Source organism: Thioclava sp., from assembly GCF_048263065.1.
GTDB lineage: Bacteria > Pseudomonadota > Alphaproteobacteria > Rhodobacterales > Rhodobacteraceae > Thioclava.
The window spans coordinates 36,312-54,844 of sequence record NZ_JBLXEM010000006.1; the positions used below are offsets into that span (position 1 = coordinate 36,312).

Genomic DNA, 18,533 nt, shown 5'->3' on the forward strand with positions numbered 1-18,533 from the left:
CACCTAAGCCAGACAGGGAAGCACGACGCAGCATTTGGCTAATAGAGTTCTCGACGGACCTTCGCCGCGTGCCGATAGCCTGTGCTAGCATATCGCCCCATCGTGGGTTGGTATCGTGGCAGGGCGTGGCGGATGCGAGGGTCTATCAAGACTATAGCAAGCCTATAGCAAATCCACCCGCCATAGGGATAATCGTGGCAACCTCAAGCGGGTGTTTCCAGCTATCAAAGCTGAATGCGGCCGATACTGATTTGCGCGTCTCAAGAGCCCCTGACCCCTTTAAAACAAAAGCGAAACGCGCGTAAAATTCAGCACAATCGCATAGCAGCTATGCGAACATCGTCACGTTGACTTCAACAATGCGCTACTGATATGCCAATTCCAAGCATTCTGCGCCGCAGCGCGATTTCGCGCCCCACGGCAGGGCAACCGAAGTTCCAGTTGCAAGCCGCAAAACCTGGAGATCGAACCCATGCAGTGGAAGCGTTTGAGCCTGATCCTCGCCGCCCTTCTAGTGATCGCGGGGGGTGGATATTACTACTGGCTCAGCACCAAGGCCCCGGCCTTGCCCGCCGGTTTCGCGATGAGCAATGGACGAATCGAGGCCGAGCGGATCGACGTATCCACCAAGCTTGCGGGGCGGATCGCCAAAGTGCTGGTCACCGAGGGGCAATGGGTGAAGGCTGGCGACGTGATCGCGCAGATGGACACAGCCGAGATTGACGCCCAGTTGCGTCAGGCTCAGGCTGCCGTCGCGCAGGCCGAGCAGCAAAAACTGCAAGCCGAGGCTTTGGTTAACCAGCGCGAGGCGGCATTGGAATTTGCGCAATCCGAATTCAAGCGCACCGATCAATTGGTTAAAAATGGTCATACCACGCAAGAGCGACTCGACTTAGCACGTACCGCATTGACCACTGCCGAGGCGGGGCTGGCCGAAGCGAAGGCGGGCATCAACCTTGCGGCGGCGACGATTGCATCGGCCCAAGCAAGCATGGACCGGCTGCAAAGCGTGCGCAATGACGCCGATCTGGTCGCCCCCCGTGATGGCCGGGCGCAATATATTCTGGCGAAAGCGGGCGAAATTGTGGGTGCGGGCGGCACGGTGGTGACGCTGACCGACCTCACCGATATCTACATGACGATCTTTTTGCCTGCCGCCGATGCCGGTCGCCTGTCGATCGGGGCGCAGGCCCGCCTGATCCTTGATCCGATCCCGGAATATGTGATCCCCGCGACGGTGACTTTCGTGGCCAGCTCAGCGCAATTCACGCCGAAATCGGTGGAAACCTCGGATGAGCGCGAGCAGCTGATGTTTCGCGTCAAACTGACAATCTCGCCCGAGTTGCTGGCGAAATATCAGGAACAGGCCAAGGCCGGGGTGGCAGGGATCGGCTATGTGCGCGTCGATGACAGCGCGCAATGGCCCGAGACGCTTCAGGTGAAGCTGCCGCAATGACGCGCGCACCGGTCGCAAGCCTGTCGGGGATCACGCATCGCTACGGTGCCACTTGCGCGCTGGACAATGTAAGCCTCGACATTCCGGCGGGCTGCATGGCGGGGCTGATCGGGCCGGACGGGGTGGGAAAATCCTCGCTGCTGGCGCTGATCGCAGGCGTGCGCAAGTTGCAAACCGGTAAGGCGATGGTGCTGGGCGGCGATATTCGCGAACGCGCCCATCTGCAGGCCTGCAATCACCGCATCGCCTATATGCCCCAAGGCTTGGGGCGCAATCTTTACCCGACGCTAAGCGTGCGCGAGAACCTTGATTTCTTTGGTCGCCTGTTTGGGCAATCGCAGGCGGAACGGCGCGCGCGCATCGACGATCTGTTGCAATCGACCGGTCTCGACCCATTCCCCGACCGTGCGGCGGGCAAGCTCTCGGGCGGGATGAAGCAAAAGCTGTCGTTGTGTTCGGCGCTGATTCACGATCCCGATTTGATGATTCTGGATGAGCCGACCACCGGCGTCGATCCGCTGTCGCGCCAACAATTCTGGGATCTGATCGACCGCATTCGCGGTGAGCGCCCCGCGATGAGCGTGATCGTCGCCACCGCCTATATGGACGAGGCCGAGCGCTTTGACTGGCTGGCCGCGATGTCGGATGGCAAGGTAATCGCCACGGGCGTGCCCGCCGAGATCCGCGAACAGGCTGGGCAGCCGACGCTGGAATCGGCCTTTATCGCGCTTTTGCCCGAAGAAGAGCGCGCCGGACATCACGAGGTAATCGTGCCCCCGCGTGTGCCTAGCGACGGCCCGCCCGCGATCGAGGCGCAGGGGCTGACCTGTCGTTTCGGCGATTTTACCGCCGTCGATCACGTCGATTTCCAGATCGAGCGTGGCGAAATCTTTGGCTTTCTCGGCTCAAACGGTTGCGGCAAGACCACGACGATGAAGATGCTAACCGGGTTGCAGCCTGCCAGCGAAGGCAAGGCGCTGCTATTTGGCGAAGTGCTGGATGCGGGCGACATGGCGACGCGGCGGCGCGTGGGTTACATGTCGCAATCCTTCTCGCTTTACAGCGAGTTGAGCGTGCGGCGAAATCTTGAACTGCACGCCCAACTTTATCAACTGCCCGTCGAGAAACGCGCGTCGCGGGTGCGCGACATGCTGGAGCAGTTCGACCTCACCGAAGAGGCCGACAAGCGCCCCGATGCGCTACCTCTGGGCATTCGACAGCGCCTGCAACTGGCCGTGGCGTTGATCCATTCCCCCGAGGTGCTGATCCTTGACGAGCCGACTTCGGGGGTCGATCCGGTGGCGCGTGACAGTTTCTGGCAGCACCTGATCGACTTGTCGCGCAATCACGGCGTGACGATTTTTGTCTCGACCCATTTCATGAACGAGGCCGAGCGTTGCGACCGGATATCGTTGATGCATGCAGGGCGCGTTCTGGCCGTGGGCACCCCGGCGGATCTGGCACATAGCAAGGGCACGGACAGCCTTGAAGAAGCCTTCGTCAGCTATCTACGCGAGGCTGAAACGACGCCGGATCGCGCCCCTGCCCCGCCCGCGATCCACGCCGCGACCGAAAGCCCCGCGAGCGTGCATCGCAGCTTTGACCCCGCCCGGCTATGGGCTTTTGCGCGGCGCGAAAGCATTGAATTGCTGCGCGACAAGATCCGGCTCAGCTTTGCTTTTCTCGGTCCGCTGATCCTGATGCTGACTTTCGGCTATGGCATTTCCTTTGACGTGCAGGATCTGCCCTATGCGGTGTTCGATCAGGACCAAAGTGCTGAAAGCCGCGCATTGATGGAGAGCTTTTCGGGCTCGCGCTGGTTTTCCGAGCAGCCCCCCGCGACCAGTTCCGCCGATCTGAGCGCGCGCATGAAAAGCGCTGAACTTGTCGTCGGCATCGAGATTCCGCCCGAGTTCGGCAAGGACTTGTTGCGTAGCGAACGCCCCGAGGTGCGGGTCATGGTGGATGGCGCGATGCCGTTTCGCGCCGAGACCACGCGTGGCTACCTGTCCGGGCTTGCCGCCTCTTACATGTCCGATCAGATTGAACGCACCTACGGGCGCGTGATCAATACATCAGCGGCCAGCGTCGAGACCCGATTTCGCTATAACCAGTCCTTTGAAAGCGTCTATGCGATGATCCCCTCGGTGATCATGCTGATGCTGATCCTGATCCCGTCTATGATGTCCGCGATGGGCGTGGTGCGCGAAAAAGAGACTGGCTCAATCGCCAATTTTCGTTCCACCCCGGTGACGCGGACCGAGTTTATCTTGGGCAAGCAACTGCCCTATATCGTGATTGCGCTGATCAGTTTCGTCACGCTGATGATGATGGCTTACGGGGTGTTTGGCGTCACGGTTAAGGGGTCGATCAGCACGCTATTGCTGGGCACGTTGCTGTATGTGATGGCGGCGACCGGATTTGGCGTGCTGATCTCGGCGTTTACGCGCACGCAGGTGGCCGCGACCTTTGCCGCCGCCGTTATCGCGATCATTCCGGCGGTCAATTTCTCGGGGCTGCTGGTGCCGGTGTCGTCACTATCGGGCAGCGGGCGGCTGATCGGTCTGGCCTTCCCCTCGGCGTGGTATCAGCAGATCAGCGTGGGCACCTTCACCAAGTCGTTGGGCTTTGGCGAGCTGTGGCAAAACCACCTGATGCTGGCGGGGTTTGCGGTGTTTTTCATCGCCGTGTCGATCCTTGCGCTGCGCAAGCAGGAGAAATGAGATGATGCGCTGGCTCACCAATGTCTTCCGGCTCGGGCTCAAGGAACTCAGCAGCTTGCGGGCCGATCCGGTGCTGATCGTGCTGATCGTCTATATCTTCAGCTTTGCGGTCTATTCGGTGGCGACGGGGGCCAAGCTCGAGGTGCTCAACGCCTCGGTCGCCTATGTCGATCAGGACCGCTCGGCGCTAAGCGGGCGCATCCTAAGCGCGATCCTGCCCCCCGAATTCAACCCGCCCGAAGAGATCGCCGCGAGCGACGTGCAAAAGGTCATGGATCGCGGGCAATATGTTTTCGTGCTCACGATCCCGCCCCATTTCGAGGCCGATGTGCTGGCCGGGTATCAGCCCGAAATCCTGCTGGATGTCGATGCCACGGCGATGGTGCAGGCGGGCAATGGGTCGGTTTTTCTGCAAGAGATCATCGCCGCCGAAGTGACCAAATTCGTCTCCGGGAATGACACCGACAGCGTCCTGCCCATCGATCTTGTCGTGCGCACGCTGTTCAATCCCAACCGCAACACCGTCTGGTTTTCCTCGGTGATGCAGATCATCAACAATATCACCATCCTGTCGGTGCTACTGACCGGTGCCGCCCTGATCCGCGAGCGTGAACACGGCACGATTGAGCATCTTCTGGTGATGCCCGTCACGCCTTCGGAAATCATGGTCGCTAAGATCTGGGCCAACGGGCTGGCGATCATTGTCGCGGCGATCCTGTCGATCTGGCTGGTGGTGCAAACACTCCTGAGCGTGCCGATTGCCGGCTCGATCCCGCTATTTGTGCTGGGCGCGGTGCTGTATTTGGTGTCGGTCACGGGGCTGGGCATCTTGCTGGCCACCTTCACCACCTCAATGCCGCAATTCGGGCTGCTAGCCTTGCCGGTGCTGGTGGTGATGAACCTACTGTCAGGCAGCACGACACCAATGGAGTCGATGCCAGTCTGGCTGCAAAATGTGATGCAGATTTCGCCCTCGACGCATTTCGTCGCCTTCTCGCAGGCGATCCTCTATCGCGGCGCGGGGCTGTCACTTGTCTGGCCCGGCATGGTGATCATGGCAGCGCTGAGCGCGGTGTTCTTTGCCGTCGCGCTCAAACGGTTCCGCCTGACCATGGCCACCGCGCATTGAGCCATCGCTAGATCGCGCTTCAAGACTGCCGCGACGGCGCAAATACCTGCGACGTCGCGGTTTTCAGAGACGCGCGACAACCTAGCTATGCCTGTGCGCGCCATGCGAGAATAGCGGCTGGTTGGTCTTATCCAGCAGCACCTGCTTGAAGCGCGGGCGATGCGCCATCAGGCTGTCGGCCCCGAGCTTGACAAAGTCCAGCACCACCATCCAGACGAGGTTATAGACCCAGACCCAAGCGATGATATGCCATGGCAACGCGGGCATCAGCCAGCCAAAGCCTGTCATCAACACCGCCAACACCTGCGTCGCAAGAATTGCCGAGACCAGCGGCCAGGCCGGATAAGGCTTGCGCCAAAAACTCTTGCGATTGCGGGTGACAAACAGCATCAGGTGGCCACCGACCACGAGTTGCAAAAAGATCATCGTTTGCAGATGCGGCGTGTCCATCGCGAACGGGATCTTGCCCAGATACATCAGGCCAAAGGTCTGGACCACCGACAAAAACCCTAGCAGAGACGAGACACCCAGCACCCAAGGCATGTTCCAGCGCACCGGTTTCTTGCTGAGCCAGGTATTGTCATAGGCGATGGTCATGATCGGAATGTCATCCAGCAAGGCAAGCAGGATGATCATCACAGCGGTCAGCGGATAAACCCCGAAAATCAGCATCGCAAGCACCACGAACAGCATGATGTCGATGGTCATCGCGATGCGGTAGATCGTGTAGGAGGTCATTCGCTCAAAGATCCGCCGCGCCTCTTCCACCGCCGAGATAATGGTCGAAAGCCCCGGTGTCGTCAGGATCAGATCGGCTGCGGCGCGCGCGGCATCGGTGGCGCCGGACACGGCGATCCCCACATCGGCCTGCTTGATCGCGGGGCTGTCGTTCACCCCGTCCCCCGTCATGCCGACAAGGTGGCCGCGATCCTGCAACGCCTTGACGATGCGGTATTTATGCTCGGGGAAGACGCGGGCGAACCCGTCGGCGGCCTCGACCTGTTGGGCGACGTCCGCAGGCACCTGATCGCCATCGCTCCCGAACAGATCGGTGGCAGGGCGGATATTCGTGCCCAGCCCCAGCTTACCCGAAATTTCGCGCCCGATGGCGGTATCGTCGCCAGTCACCATCTTGACCTCGATGCCATGGGCGCGCGCCTCGGCAATGGTTTGGGCGGAATCTTCGCGCGGTGGATCAAACAGTGGCAGGATGCCAAGGAAAGACCAACTTTTCCCGTCATCATCCGAGCGCGCGACGCCCAGCGTGCGAAACCCCTTGGTGGCGAGGCTATCCACGATTCCCTTGGCACGCGTGGCGCTGGCGTCATCGAGCGCGCAGAGATCAAGGATCACCTGCGGCGCACCCTTGCTAACGCGAAAGGCGCCCTGCGGGCCGGTTACATCGGCAATCGTGCGTTTGCCCACCGGATCGAAGGGGATAAAGGAGGTCTGCGTATAGCCAGCAAGAGCTGCCTCTTTCAGCCCACCGATCACGGCAAGGTCGATGGCGTCCTTGTCTTCGGCCTTGGAGGCAAGCGCGCCCGCAAGGATCAGCGCGGGCGCATCGGTGGCCGCGAACAGTTCAGGATCGCCGAGCGTCAGCTTGTTCTGGGTCAGCGTCCCGGTCTTGTCCGAACACAGAATGTCGATCCCAGCCATTTCCTCGATGGATTGCAGACGCGACACGATTGCCTTCTTCTTAGACAACGCAAGTGCGCCAAGCGCCATCGTCACCGACAACACGGCGGGCATCGCCACCGGGATCGACGCAACGACAAGGATCAGCACGAACTGCAACAGCCTCGAGGGGCTTTCTCCGCGAAACAGTTCGACCAAGATCAGCACCGCCGATAGAACCAGCGCCACGAGGATCAGGAAATCGCCGATCCGCATCACCGCTTTCTGGAAATGCGACACCGCGCCCGCGCCTTCCACAAGCTTGGCGGTGCGACCAAAAAAGGTATTAGAGCCGGTCGCGGTGACCTGCGCTACCATCTCGCCCTGCTTGGTAATCGAGCCGGAATAGGCGTCTTCGCCGGGCTTTTTCGCCACCGGCAGGGATTCGCCCGTCAGTGCGGCCTGATCAATCGATAGATACGCACCCTCTCGCAGGCGCACATCGGCAGGAATCACGTCGCCAAGACGAATGCGGATCACATCGCCGGGCACCAGATCGGCGGCGTCGATCTCTGCCCATTTTCCGTCGCGCAGGGCGCGCGCCTTGAGCGCCAGTTGGTTTTTCAGCGCAGACAGCGCATCATCCGCCTTGCGTTCTTGCCAAAACCCGACGCCTGCATTGAACAGCAGCAGCACCAGAATGATCGCCAGATCCGCCCAATGCGCATCCAACGCCGAGAGCACCGCCGCCGCCTCGATCATCCACGGGATCGGCCCCCAGAAATAGCCAGCCAGCTTTTTCAGCGGGCTGACATGGTGCTCTTCGAGCGCGTTGGGGCCGAATTTCTCATGCCGCTTGCTGGCCTCGGCCGCGCTCAACCCTGCCGTCAGATCAGTTTCCTCGATCGGCGCGGCGGCAGTCGCCCGCGCCGTCATGACACCGCCTCCATGATCCACTTGGCGATCCCCGGCCAGGTGTCTTTCAACGTGTTGGAGCCCATGAACAGGCCGATATGCCCACCCGGCACGGTCTGCTTAACCATCTTCGCGGGATCGGTGCCAACGAGGTGTTCAGCGGCGTAGACCTGCTCCCATGTGGTGATGTCGTCGCTTTTACCCGCCAGCATATACAGCGGACAGGTGATCGCTTTGAGATCAAGCGTCCGTCCCAGCCCGACGAACTTGCCCTTGGCAAACATGTTTTTCTTGAACAGCAATTCGATCGATTGAAGATAATAGGGTCCCGGCAGGTCGATCGGATTCTCATACCAACGCTCGAACGTCTTGGTGCGCTTAAGGTATTTTTCATCCGTTGCGTGGGCGTAGAGATCGATGAACTTGCCCAGATATTGCTTGCCCGGGTGCATGTTTTTCCACCCCGCCAGCATGTATTTGCCCAGCATCCGCCCACCGCCGCTTTTGACCATCTCGCGATACAGATCGAGCGGCATTTCATGGGCCAGCTTGCGGATCGGGCCGTGTCCGGCATTGGTGTCGATGGGCGATCCGGCCAGCACGAGCGCGGCCACCTTTTCGGGGAAGCGCGCGGCATACATCGCCGACATCCAGCCGCCTTGGCACAGCCCGACCAAGGCCACGCGCCCGCCCAGATCATCCACCACCACGTTGATCTCGGCGAGATACTTGTCGATGTCGAAATCGCGCATCTCGGGCGTGGCCGGCTTCCAGTCCATCGCCAGCAGACGCGGCACCCCCGCATCGAGCAGCGTCTCGATCAGGCTTTGCCCTTTCTGGTAATCTGCGATGGTCGAGCTGTGCCCGGCATAGGGCGGATCGATCAAGACCGGCACGCCGTCTTGCGCGGCCCCCTTGCGAGAGAAATCGCGCAGCCGCATCGTGTCCATATCCTGAACAATGCGGTTTTCGGTGGCCCAAACCGAGGGCGGAGGATCACTGATTTCGGCGATCTCGGCCACTGCCTTCATGTTATCGCGAAACATTTCCAGACCGTCCTGCCCCATCTCCATGCTCATGGCCAAGGGCCAGAACCACGGAACGGAATGGTCGATTTTCGGGGCCTTAACAGATGATGTCGTCATGATCTTTCCTTTCAAGAAATCTACACGCGCTTCCTCCCCAAGCGCGGCACTTGCTTGCGTTATTGAGCAGTATAGCCGCCATCAACCACCAGCTCGCTGCCGGTGGCGAATTTCGACTCATCGGATGCCAGATACAGCACCGCATAAGCCACATCGTCGGGTTCGCCGAGATGGCCCAGCGGATGGCGGGCTTCTAGGGCCTTTCGTGCCGCCTTAGCATCACCATCCTCGGCGATATTGGCAAGAAAACCGCGCACCATCTTGGTGTCGATGAACCCCGGGTGCACAGTATTTACGCGAATATTGTAGCGATTGGCCGCGCAATGCAGCGCCGCCGAGCGGCTGAGCAAAACGATCCCAGCCTTACTGGAATCATAGGCAACCATGCGGCTATCGCCGACCAACCCCTCGATCGACGAGATATTGACAATCGAGCCACCGCCCCGCGTCTTCATTACGGCAATCGCGCGTTGCGTGCCCAGCATCGTCCCCTCAAGGTTGATGCCCATCACCCAGCGCCACTCATCCAGCGTCACCTCTTCAATGTTTTCGCCAGCACCGACGCCTGCATTGTTCACCAGAATGTCCAGCCCGCCGTAGCGCCTAATCGTTTCAGCAATTGCCGCGTCCCAGCTTTCCGGACTGGTGACGTCAAGCGTGACGAAACTCGCCTCGCCGCCCTCTTTGGCAATCGCGGCTAGCACCTCTTGCGAGCCATCCGCCTTGCGGTCACTCAGCACGACCTTGGCACCCTCACGCGCCAACATTGCCGCAATCGCTGCCCCAAGCCCCCGGCGCGCGCCAGTGACCAGAGCAACCTTGTCTTTTACACGATCCATTTTGTGTCTCCTTAATTCAATGCCTCAAGGGCCAGCGCGATGCCCTGACCGCCCCCGATACACAGCGTCACCACGCCGCGCCGGATGCCGTCGCGTGCCATCGAATGCAGCAGCCGCGTTGTCAGCACCGCGCCGGTCGCCCCGATCGGGTGGCCATGCGCGATCGAGCCGCCCTCGACATTCACGATGTCTTCGGGGATCGAAAGTTCCTTCATCACGGCCAGCACGATGGCCGCAAACGCCTCGTTGATTTCAAAGCGTTCGACATCGCCAACGCTCCAGCCCGCGCGATCAAGCGCCTGACGCACCGCCGGCACCGGACCAAGGCCAAAGAACCCCGGCTCGACCGCGCCGATACCGTAAGACACCAGCCGCGCCATCGGGGTGATGCCTTTGCTCTCGGCCCAGCCGCGTTCGGCCACCACCATCGCCGAACCCGCCGAGTTCAGCCCCGGCGCATTGCCTGCGGTGATCGTGCCGTCCTTGCGGAACGCAGGGCGAAGTTTGGCGAGCGATTCCATCGTCGTTTCGGGGCGGTTGTGTTCGTCTTTCTCAAACATCACCGACCCTTTGCGCGATTTGATCTCGACCGGGGTGATTTCGGCCTCGAACTTGCCCGCCGCCTGCGCCGCCGAAAACCGTTCCTGCGAGCGCAGCGCAAAGCGGTCCTGTTCCTCACGGGTAAGGTTGAACTTCGTCACCAGATCCTCGGTGTGCCAGCCCGAATGCTTGTCGGAAAACGCATCGTTCAGCCCATCGAGCAGCATCGAGTCGTAAATCTCGGCGTTGCCCATCCGGTAGCCCCAGCGCCCGCCTGCCATCAGGTAGGGCGCGCGGTCCATGTTCTCCATGCCGCCGCCGATGGCGCTGGAAAGGTTACCAAGCCAGATTTCCTGCGCCGCACTGGCAACCCCCTGCGCCCCCGAGCCACAGACCCGATTGACCGTCATCGCGGGCACCTCGACAGGCAGCCCGCCCCCGATTGCGGCCTGACGCGCCGGGTTCATCTTGTTGCCGGCCTGAATGACATTTCCCATCGCGACCGTGCCGATATCGGCCCCGCTTAACCCCGAGCGTTCCAGCGCGGCGCTGATCGCCACGGCGCCAAGTTCCGTCGCCGGTGTGCCCTTGAGCGTGCCATCGTAAGTGCCGATTGCGGTGCGTGTGGCAGCCGCGAGAATAACTTCGATCTTAGACATGATTAGCTCCTTGATTAAATTAACCTATTATTTCGCCCGGCCCTCCGCGTCCGGGCGCAGAACACGCAACGTGTGGCGCGCGATCATCAGGTCTTCGTTGGTGGGAATGACGAACACGGGAACCGCGCTGTTCGCGCCGCTGATGCGGGGACCGTCGGTTTCATTCGCAGCCGCATCCAACCGGATGCCCAGCCAGTTTGCGCCCTCGCACACACCCGCGCGCACCGGGGCTGCGTGCTCACCAATGCCGCCGGTGAAGATCAGCGCATCCAGCCCACCCAGTGCCGCGACAAGCGATCCGAGTTCCCGCCCGATCCGGTAGATGAACAGCTCGACGGCCTCGCGGGCCTCGGGGGCGGCGCTAGCCAGAAGCGTGCGCATATCATCGCTGATCCCCGACACACCCAAAAGCCCCGAGCGGCGATAGAGAAGATCGCTGAGCGCAGCCTCATCCATGCTCCGTTCGCTCATGAGATACAGCAATACACCGGGGTCAATCGCGCCCGAGCGGGTGGCCATCACCAGCCCGTCAATCGCCGAAAACCCCATGCTTGAGGCGACCGAGCGCCCCTTATGGATCGCGCACATGCTGGCCCCGCCGCCCAGATGCGCCACCACGACCCGGCCATCGGCCTTGTCCCCCAAATATTCGGGCAGGGTTGAGGCGATGTATTCGTATGACAGCCCGTGAAAGCCGTAGCGCCTAATCCCCGCGTCATGCATCTCGCGCGGGATCGCGTAGCGGGTAGTCAGCGGCGCATTGGTGGCATGAAAGCCGGTGTCGAAACACGCGACCTGCGGCAGATGCGGATGGCTTGCGCTCAGCACACGCACCGGCACAAGGTTATGGGGCTGATGCAGCGGCGCCAGCGGATTAAGCGCGGCCAGTTTGCGCGTTATCGACTTGTTCAGGCGCACGGGTGCGGCAAATTCCGGCCCGCCATGCACGATCCGGTGGCCCGCCCCGATTAGGGTCATGCCACTGTCATGGCTCTCGATCCAGCTTAACACCCGCGCCAGCACCGACTCATAGTCGCCCGACTTCAACGCGGTATCGATGCCGCCATTAACCGCCTTGATCTTGAGATGGGGCGCATCGCCCAACCCGTCGGCCTCGCCATCGGCAAAGGGCGTCGGATCGACCCCATCAGGCCCCACCGCGAACAGCGAAAACTTGAGGCTGGTCGAGCCAGCGTTGAGGGTGAGAATGACGTCGCTCATGCTACGCCCCCCGCCTGATGCGCGTGAATCAACGCCGCGACCGCACAGGACGCCAACCGACTTTGTGCGCTATCGGCGCGGCTGGTAAGGATGATCGGGATGCGCGCTCCCAGAACTACGCCCGCCGCCTCACTGGAAGCGAGATATTCCAACTGCTTGGCAATCATGTTGCCCGCATCCAGATCGGGCGCGAGCAGGATATCTGCCCGCCCAGCCACATCGGAATGGATATGCTTGATTTCCGCAGCCAGCGTCGAGACCGCATTGTCAAACGCCAATGGTCCATCCAGCACCGCGCCGGTGATTTGCCCGCGTTCGGCCATCTTGCACAGGGCGGCGGCATCCAGCGTCGAGGGGATGCGCGGGTTCACCACCTCGACCGCTGACAGGATCGCGACGCGCGGGTTTGCGACCCCCAGCGCATGCGCCATCTCAATGGCGTTCTGGACAATCTCAGTCTTGGCCGCGAGATCGGGGGCGATGTTGATCGCGCCATCGGTGATAAACAGCAGGCGGTCGGTGCCCGGCACATCCATCAAGAACACATGGCTAAGGCGGCGCTTGGTGCGCAGGTTCATCTCGGGCTGCAGGATCGGGTGGAGAAATTCGTCGGTATGCAGACTGCCCTTCATCAGCGCGTGAACACGGCCTTCATGGGCCATGCGCGCGGCCGTTTCGGCGGCAGCGTCAGAATGTTCGGTATCCTCGATGGGCCAGTTGGACAGATCAACGCCCGCCTCTTTCGCAGCGGCCCGGATGCGCGTCTCGGGGCCGACGAAGACGGGCGAGATCAACCCAGCTTGCGCGGCCTCGATGGCGCCTGCAACGGCGTTGGGTTCGACCGGATGAACGATGGCCGTGAGGATCGGCTTGAAGGTTTTCGCCTGCGCGATCAGTTTGCGAAATTTTGCGCCGCGTTCGCCGATGATGAGGTTGGGGCTGTCCGCTGGGGCGCGGGTGATCTGGTTGGCCGGGGCGGTGACTTGCAAGCTGCCCTCGACCACCCGTTTGCCCTCATGCCCGGTGCCGGTGCACTCGAACACGACAGCCCGCGTCGCGACATCGACACTGCGCACGCTCACCTCGAGATCCAGCGTGTCCCCCACCGCGAGGCCCGCGTGAAAGCGCAGATTCACTGCGTCGATCCGGCTGCCTGCACCGGGCAGACGCGTGCCGATCAGCGCCGCCAGACTTGATCCGGCCCAGGCGATTGGCCCGGTTTCGCACGCAACAGGCCCGCCGCCGCCACCAAGGGCTGAGATCAGCTCAAGATCGCGCACGGTCAGCTTGCGGCTTAGCCGGGCGCTGTCGCCGGGCTTGATCTGCTCGATGGTGCGATTGGCGATGAAATCTGTCTCGGTCTGAAGCATTTGCTCTCTCCATTTTCGCTGTCTCATCGGCGCGTCAGATCAGTCGATGACGTGATAGCCCCCGTCGATATAAAGAATGTCGCCAGTCACGCTGCGCGCACCGTCACTGACTAGAAATGCAGCCATCGCGCCGACGTCTTCGATTGTCACCAAACGATGCGCCGGGGCCTTGGAAACCGCCTTTTCCATCAGCGAGTCGAAATGCGCGATCCCAGAGGCTGCGCGGGTCTGGATTGGCCCCGGCGACAGGCTGTTGACGCGAATGCCGCTGCCACTAAGTTCAGCCGACAGAGAGCGGGTCGTGGCCTCCAGCGCAGCCTTGACCGGTCCCATCAGATTGTAGTGATCAACAACCTTTTCAGCGCCGTAATAACTCATGGACAAAAGCGTGCCGCCCTTGGACATCAGCGGTTCGGCCAGCCGCGCCATGCGGATGAAGGAATGCACCGAAATATCCATCGCGCGCGCAAATCCTTCGGCTGAGCAATCCGTCACCCGGCCATGGAGATCGGCAGCGGGCGCGAAGGCGATGGAATGCATCGCAAAATCAAGCCGCCCCCAGCTGTGTTCGATCTGCTCAAACACGGCTTCCAGCGCGCCGGGCTCTTCGACATCGCAGGGCGCGATAATCGGGCAAGCAAGAGCCTCAGCCAGCGGGCGAACAAAGGGCTCGGCCTTGTCGTTGAGATAGGTCAGCGCCAATTCCGCCCCCGCGTCGCGAAACGCACGCGCGCAGCCATAAGCGATGCTCGTCTCGTTGGCGACACCGATGACAAGGCCCTTTTTTCCACTCAGGGGGAGGTGCATCGGTGTCATTGGCGTCTCTCCTGTTAGCGTTCGAACACGTATTCGCCCGGCGCGGGGCCTAGCACGGGATAGCCGGCCTCATCGCTACCCATTTGCGGCAGCGCCCCCGGTTCGCCTGAACGGGCCGCCAGCCAGCTTTGCCATGCGGGCCACCAGGACCCTTCATGCTCAGGCGTACGGTTGCGCCATTTTTCAGGCGGCACAAAGCAGGATCGGGCGGCATGATCGCCAATTCGATAATGGCGATGCGGGTGGCCGGGTTCGCTGATGATCCCGGCATTGTGACCACCGCTGGTCAGCAGGAAGGTGACATCGACATCCGTCAGTAGCGTGACCTTGTAGACCGAATGCCAAGGCGCGACGTGATCGCGCTCGGCACCGACGGCAAAGATCGGCGCGATGATATCAGGTGGCGCGACGGTGACATCGCCCAGCTCGAACCGCCCTTCGGCGAAGTCATCGTCAATAAACAGTTGCTGCAGATATTGCGAATGCATCTGATACGGCATCCGGGTGGCATCCGCATTCCACGCCATCAGATCGTTCAACGGGCGGCGCTCGCCCATCAGGTAATCATGCACGACGCGCGACCAGATCAGATCGTTCGCGCGCAGCATCTCGAAGGCGCCCGCCATCTCGCCGCCACCAAGATAGCCGCGCTCGGCCATCATATCCTTGAGAAACGCGACCTGACTGTCATCGACAAACAGCAATATTTCGCCCGCGTCGGTGAAATCGATCTGCGCGGCAAACAACGTGAGTGACGCCAGCCTGTCCTGCCCGGTCTTACCCAGCAGCGCCGCAGCAAGCGATAAAAGCGTGCCGCCGATGCAGTAGCCCACCGCGTGAACCTTGGGCCCCGGAACAATGGCCTGCACCGCATCGAGCGCCGCCAGAACCCCTTTTTCCACATAGGTCTGAAGGGTGAAGTCGCGCTCTGCCTCGCCGGGGTTCTTCCATGAGATCATGAACACCGTGTGCCCCTGCCCGACCAGATAGCGCACCATCGAATTCTCGGGGCTAAGATCAAGGATGTAATATTTCATGATCCATGCGGGCACGATCAGGATTGGCTCGGGATGCACCTTTTCGGTGGTCGGGGAATATTGGATCAACTCGATCAGTTCGTTGCGATAGATCACTTTTCCGGGCGTTACGGCGACCTCTTGGCCGGGGCGGAAATGCTCGGCACCTTCTGGTGGCTTACCCTCTGCTTCGCGTAGTAAATCCGCGAAGAAATGCTGCGCACCCTTGATCAGGTTCTGGCCACCGGTTTCGCGGGTGCGGGCAATGACCTCGGGGTTTGTTGGCAGGAAGTTGGACGGGGACATCATATCAAGCCACTGGCGGCCCCCAAATTTCACCAAATCGAGATGGTGACTCGAGACACCCGCGATCCCGTTGGTCAATTCTTCCCATAACTTCTCGGTCGCAAGGAACGACTGGGCATAGGCCGCGAAGGGCCATTTTTGCCATGCCGGGTCATCGAAACGATGATCCCCGGGGCGTGGGGAAATCGGTGCCTCGCCCTCTTTGGTGTGATCAACGGCAAGCGCAGAAAGATACCACGCCAACGCTACTTGCCGCGCAAGCGCCGCGCGCAGGATTTCGGATCGTTTGCCCGGCGCATTGGCCAGATGCAGCGCCCAGTCGAGATAGGCGAGTGCAGCAGATGCTGGCGACAACCCACCCGTCAGGCGCCCCTCACTGGCATGCAGCATAAGATCGAACGGATTGGCGGGCGGTGTTGTCTTTGTCATGGCTCAGTTACTCACCTTTGCGGCAGCGCGCTTGCCAGCCCCGACCTCGGGGGCCTTTTTCGTTGCGGCTTCCGCTTGCAGATTTTTGGACATCTCGCGAACAAGCTCGGCATAGCGATGGCCCACCTTATTGGCCAACTCACCCCATGTTTCGGCGCGCATCGAGGCAGTTTCCATCATCATCCCAAGCAGCTCAAGTTGAAAATCGGCGAGGTCTTGGGGATTACGGCTTTGCGTCAGCTTCGCAAAGTGCTTGGAAACGTCAGCGTTGCCTTTCAGCAGCGGGTCCATGTGATGCTGAATGGCGTCGGTATAAAGTCGTTGCAGATCAGTGGCGAAATCCGTGAGGTGGTCAAGCTTTTCACTTCCGCCCGCGACCGTTTTGGTTCCCGAAGGGGCCAACCAGCTCTGGGTCAGCGCGGTCATCTGGTCAAGGCCTTGTTTGAAGACATCCTGCGTATCGGCCATACGTATCTCCTTTGTTGCTATCTGCGGCGGGGAAGCGCTCCGCCCATCGCTGCAATGACACAAGCATCACGCCTTTTTAAGATTAGATGGTGTTCGCTTTGGCCGCTGTCATCCACCTGACGCTTTGCTTCAGCACTTTGTGAAACTTGATCAGGAAAATGAGATGCGACACTGGCGTTGTCTCGGGTGCGCCGGGAGATGCCGAGCACCACAGCAAGGAAACGCCACGGAAACGTGCCTCTACATTCTTGCGAGCCATCTGCGCATCACCTGATCTTGCCGGTGCCAATCCCTGTTGGGCGGGACTGACACCGACTGGATGTTCACGTCTTCGACCTTACGTTCGGGAACGCCAGGTCAGCGTGTCAAATTACGACACAGGTCAGGCTCATTCCCCGTCAGCGGGAAAGTTGCGCCGGGCATAGAGCCAGGCAATCAGGTAGAACCCCAGATATATCAGAGGCACGAAGAAGATGATCTGAACCAAATTCATGCTTTGTTTTCCTTCTGACGATTGGCCAGTTCTTTTTTCTCTGCGAACTGGGTTTCAAACATTACGCCCCCCGCGACGGACAGCAGAATGATCATCATCGTCCCCAGCAACCAGGCGAAATACCATGGCCCCTGATCACTAGCGACGACGGCAAGCAGCAGACAGAACGCGGCGATGGCCGAGAACGCGACGAACTTGAAGAAACCTCTCATAGTCAAACCTTTCATTTGCAGGAGCCTGTCAATAGGCCTCATCCTCTTCCGAGGTATCATCAAAATCAGTGACGCGCCGTTTGCCGCCCATCAACGCGTATATCCAGCTTGTGTAGGCGATAATCGCGGGCACGAAGATCAGCGCCATTGCAAGCATCCAGCCAAGCGACATCGCACTGCCACTTGCGTTCCAGACTGTCAGGCTTTGTGCCGGGTTCGACGTTGATGGCATGAGGAACGGGAACATCGACACGCCAACCGTCCCGATCGTGCACACCCATGCCAGCGCGTTCACCCACCAGCCAAGGATCGGGCGATCAGACCGGAGCAAGAACGCCGCCGCCAGCATCGCAATCACGCCAATCGCGGGCACCGCCCAAAGAAGGGGCACAGCCGCGTAGTTATCAAGCCACGCACCCGCCTGCATCGCAACGGCGGGGCCGTGCAACGGGGTCGCCGGGGCACCAGCATCGACGAGACCGGTGATGGTGAAGCCCTGAATAAACGACACCCAGACACCACCGATCACGAACAGCACCGCCGCGATCATCCCCGCAATCGAGCCGTAACGCTTGGCGCGACCATAGATAGGATCTTCGCTGCGGATCATCAGCATCGCAGCCCCTTGTTGAAGCGCCAGACACAACGACAAAACGCCCGCAAGGATCGCAAAGGGGTTGAGCAGATACCAGATAAACGACTGCTCCAGCACATATTGCCCGTTCCATTCAAAATGATAGGCGACGCCTTGCATCACGTTGCCCATGGCTGCGCCATAGATGATCATCGGCAAAGCCCCCGAAATCAGGAACATCCAATCCCAAGTTTCGCGCCATTTGCTACCTTCAAGCTTGGAGCGATATTCAAACGCCACTGGGCGCAAGATCATCGAAAACAGCAACAAGATCATCACGACATAGAAAGTGGAGAACGAGGTCGCATAAAGTGTCGGGAAGGCCGCGAAAATCGCGCCCCCGCCAAGGATGAACCACACTTGGTTACCATCCCAATGCGGGCCGATGATGTTCAGCGCAACGCGGCGTTCCTTGTCGTTTCGCCCGACAAAGCGGAGCAACGCGCCGACCCCCATATCCATGCCCACCATCACCGCGATGCCCATCAGCAACACGCCAAGCAGCACGAACCAGATCAATTTGAGTATGATGTAGATTTCCATGT

14 protein-coding genes are annotated in these 18,533 nt (G+C 60.5%); 3 read left to right on the forward strand and 11 right to left on the reverse strand.

The genetic code is table 11. From position 1 onward, the window contains the following. The first annotated feature begins 472 nt into the window (after positions 1-472). From ACN0SD_RS10245 to ACN0SD_RS10255, 3 genes are read left to right on the forward strand one after another with little or no spacing between them, the layout of a single operon-like run. Positions 473-1,456 carry an HlyD family secretion protein gene (locus ACN0SD_RS10245; protein WP_417808146.1) on the forward strand — a complete coding sequence of 328 codons (984 nt, stop codon included), beginning with the start codon at positions 473-475 and terminating at the stop codon, positions 1,454-1,456. Continuing rightward, positions 1,453-4,179, forward strand: coding sequence for a ribosome-associated ATPase/putative transporter RbbA (gene rbbA / locus ACN0SD_RS10250; protein ID WP_417808147.1), 2,727 nt, complete (start codon positions 1,453-1,455; stop codon positions 4,177-4,179). The genes ACN0SD_RS10245 and rbbA overlap by 4 nt, the downstream gene beginning before the upstream one ends. Position 4,180: 1 nt before the next feature. Continuing rightward, the gene (locus ACN0SD_RS10255) at positions 4,181-5,308 is read left to right on the forward strand and encodes an ABC transporter permease (RefSeq protein ID WP_417808148.1); all 1,128 of its coding nucleotides are present in this window, start codon (positions 4,181-4,183) and stop codon (positions 5,306-5,308) included. Between the two features lie 81 nt (positions 5,309-5,389). Here ACN0SD_RS10255 and ACN0SD_RS10260 read toward each other — a convergent pair whose 3' ends face one another. The 11 genes from ACN0SD_RS10260 to cydB all read right to left on the reverse strand — a co-directional run bounded on the left by ACN0SD_RS10260 (position 5,390) and on the right by cydB (position 18,531). Then, the gene (locus ACN0SD_RS10260; RefSeq protein ID WP_417808149.1) at positions 5,390-7,861 is read right to left on the reverse strand and encodes a plasma-membrane proton-efflux P-type ATPase; all 2,472 of its coding nucleotides are present in this window, start codon (positions 7,859-7,861) and stop codon (positions 5,390-5,392) included. Beyond that, entirely contained in the window at positions 7,858-8,985 is a 1,128-nt protein-coding gene (locus ACN0SD_RS10265) for an alpha/beta fold hydrolase (protein ID WP_417808150.1), read from the reverse strand. Before ACN0SD_RS10265 ends, ACN0SD_RS10260 begins: the two co-directional genes overlap by 4 nt. 59 nt (positions 8,986-9,044) lie before the next feature. After that, on the reverse strand, positions 9,045-9,824 hold the full coding sequence (locus tag ACN0SD_RS10270; RefSeq protein WP_417808151.1) for a glucose 1-dehydrogenase: 780 nt from the start codon (positions 9,822-9,824) through the stop codon (positions 9,045-9,047). Positions 9,825-9,835: 11 nt separating this feature from the next. Then, the gene (locus ACN0SD_RS10275) at positions 9,836-11,023 is read right to left on the reverse strand and encodes a thiolase family protein (protein WP_417808152.1); all 1,188 of its coding nucleotides are present in this window, start codon (positions 11,021-11,023) and stop codon (positions 9,836-9,838) included. Positions 11,024-11,050: 27 nt separating this feature from the next. Continuing rightward, positions 11,051-12,244: an acetate/propionate family kinase gene (locus ACN0SD_RS10280; protein ID WP_417808153.1), complete on the reverse strand. Its 1,194-nt coding sequence runs from the start codon at positions 12,242-12,244 to the stop codon at positions 11,051-11,053. Then, entirely contained in the window at positions 12,241-13,614 is a 1,374-nt protein-coding gene (locus tag ACN0SD_RS10285; protein WP_417808154.1) for a bifunctional enoyl-CoA hydratase/phosphate acetyltransferase, read from the reverse strand. Before ACN0SD_RS10285 ends, ACN0SD_RS10280 begins: the two co-directional genes overlap by 4 nt. Before the next feature lie 39 nt (positions 13,615-13,653). Next, positions 13,654-14,421 carry an enoyl-ACP reductase FabI gene (gene fabI / locus ACN0SD_RS10290; protein WP_417808354.1) on the reverse strand — a complete coding sequence of 256 codons (768 nt, stop codon included), beginning with the start codon at positions 14,419-14,421 and terminating at the stop codon, positions 13,654-13,656. A gap of 23 nt (positions 14,422-14,444) precedes the next feature. Further along, on the reverse strand, positions 14,445-16,181 hold the full coding sequence (locus tag ACN0SD_RS10295; RefSeq protein ID WP_417808155.1) for a PHA/PHB synthase family protein: 1,737 nt from the start codon (positions 16,179-16,181) through the stop codon (positions 14,445-14,447). Between the two features lie 3 nt (positions 16,182-16,184). Continuing rightward, entirely contained in the window at positions 16,185-16,649 is a 465-nt protein-coding gene (locus ACN0SD_RS10300; RefSeq protein WP_417808156.1) for a hypothetical protein, read from the reverse strand. 489 nt (positions 16,650-17,138) lie between these two features. Beyond that, a complete protein-coding gene (locus ACN0SD_RS10305) occupies positions 17,139-17,369 on the reverse strand; it encodes a hypothetical protein (RefSeq protein WP_417808157.1) in 231 nt (76 codons plus the stop codon). Between the two features lie 13 nt (positions 17,370-17,382). Further along, a complete protein-coding gene (gene cydB / locus ACN0SD_RS10310; protein WP_417808158.1) occupies positions 17,383-18,531 on the reverse strand; it encodes a cytochrome d ubiquinol oxidase subunit II in 1,149 nt (382 codons plus the stop codon). Positions 18,532-18,533: the final 2 nt, after the last annotated feature.

Excerpts from the sequence above, each read along its gene's own strand:
- ACN0SD_RS10280 (WP_417808153.1), bottom strand. The coding sequence starts at position 12,244 with ATGAGCGACGTCATTCTCACCCTCAACGCTGGCTCGACCAGCCTCAAG.
- ACN0SD_RS10270 (WP_417808151.1), bottom strand. The coding sequence starts at position 9,824 with ATGGATCGTGTAAAAGACAAGGTTGCTCTGGTCACTGGCGCGCGCCGG.
- ACN0SD_RS10275 (WP_417808152.1), bottom strand. The coding sequence starts at position 11,023 with ATGTCTAAGATCGAAGTTATTCTCGCGGCTGCCACACGCACCGCAATC.
- ACN0SD_RS10260 (WP_417808149.1), bottom strand. The coding sequence starts at position 7,861 with ATGACGGCGCGGGCGACTGCCGCCGCGCCGATCGAGGAAACTGATCTG.
- ACN0SD_RS10255 (WP_417808148.1), top strand. The coding sequence starts at position 4,181 with ATGATGCGCTGGCTCACCAATGTCTTCCGGCTCGGGCTCAAGGAACTC.
- ACN0SD_RS10265 (WP_417808150.1), bottom strand. The coding sequence starts at position 8,985 with ATGACGACATCATCTGTTAAGGCCCCGAAAATCGACCATTCCGTTCCG.
- ACN0SD_RS10300 (WP_417808156.1), bottom strand. The coding sequence starts at position 16,649 with ATGGCCGATACGCAGGATGTCTTCAAACAAGGCCTTGACCAGATGACC.
- ACN0SD_RS10295 (WP_417808155.1), bottom strand. The coding sequence starts at position 16,181 with ATGACAAAGACAACACCGCCCGCCAATCCGTTCGATCTTATGCTGCAT.
- ACN0SD_RS10305 (WP_417808157.1), bottom strand. The coding sequence starts at position 17,369 with ATGAAAGGTTTGACTATGAGAGGTTTCTTCAAGTTCGTCGCGTTCTCG.
- fabI (WP_417808354.1), bottom strand. The coding sequence starts at position 14,421 with ATGCACCTCCCCCTGAGTGGAAAAAAGGGCCTTGTCATCGGTGTCGCC.
- rbbA (WP_417808147.1), top strand. The coding sequence starts at position 1,453 with ATGACGCGCGCACCGGTCGCAAGCCTGTCGGGGATCACGCATCGCTAC.
- cydB (WP_417808158.1), bottom strand. The coding sequence starts at position 18,531 with ATGGAAATCTACATCATACTCAAATTGATCTGGTTCGTGCTGCTTGGC.
- ACN0SD_RS10245 (WP_417808146.1), top strand. The coding sequence starts at position 473 with ATGCAGTGGAAGCGTTTGAGCCTGATCCTCGCCGCCCTTCTAGTGATC.
- ACN0SD_RS10285 (WP_417808154.1), bottom strand. The coding sequence starts at position 13,614 with ATGCTTCAGACCGAGACAGATTTCATCGCCAATCGCACCATCGAGCAG.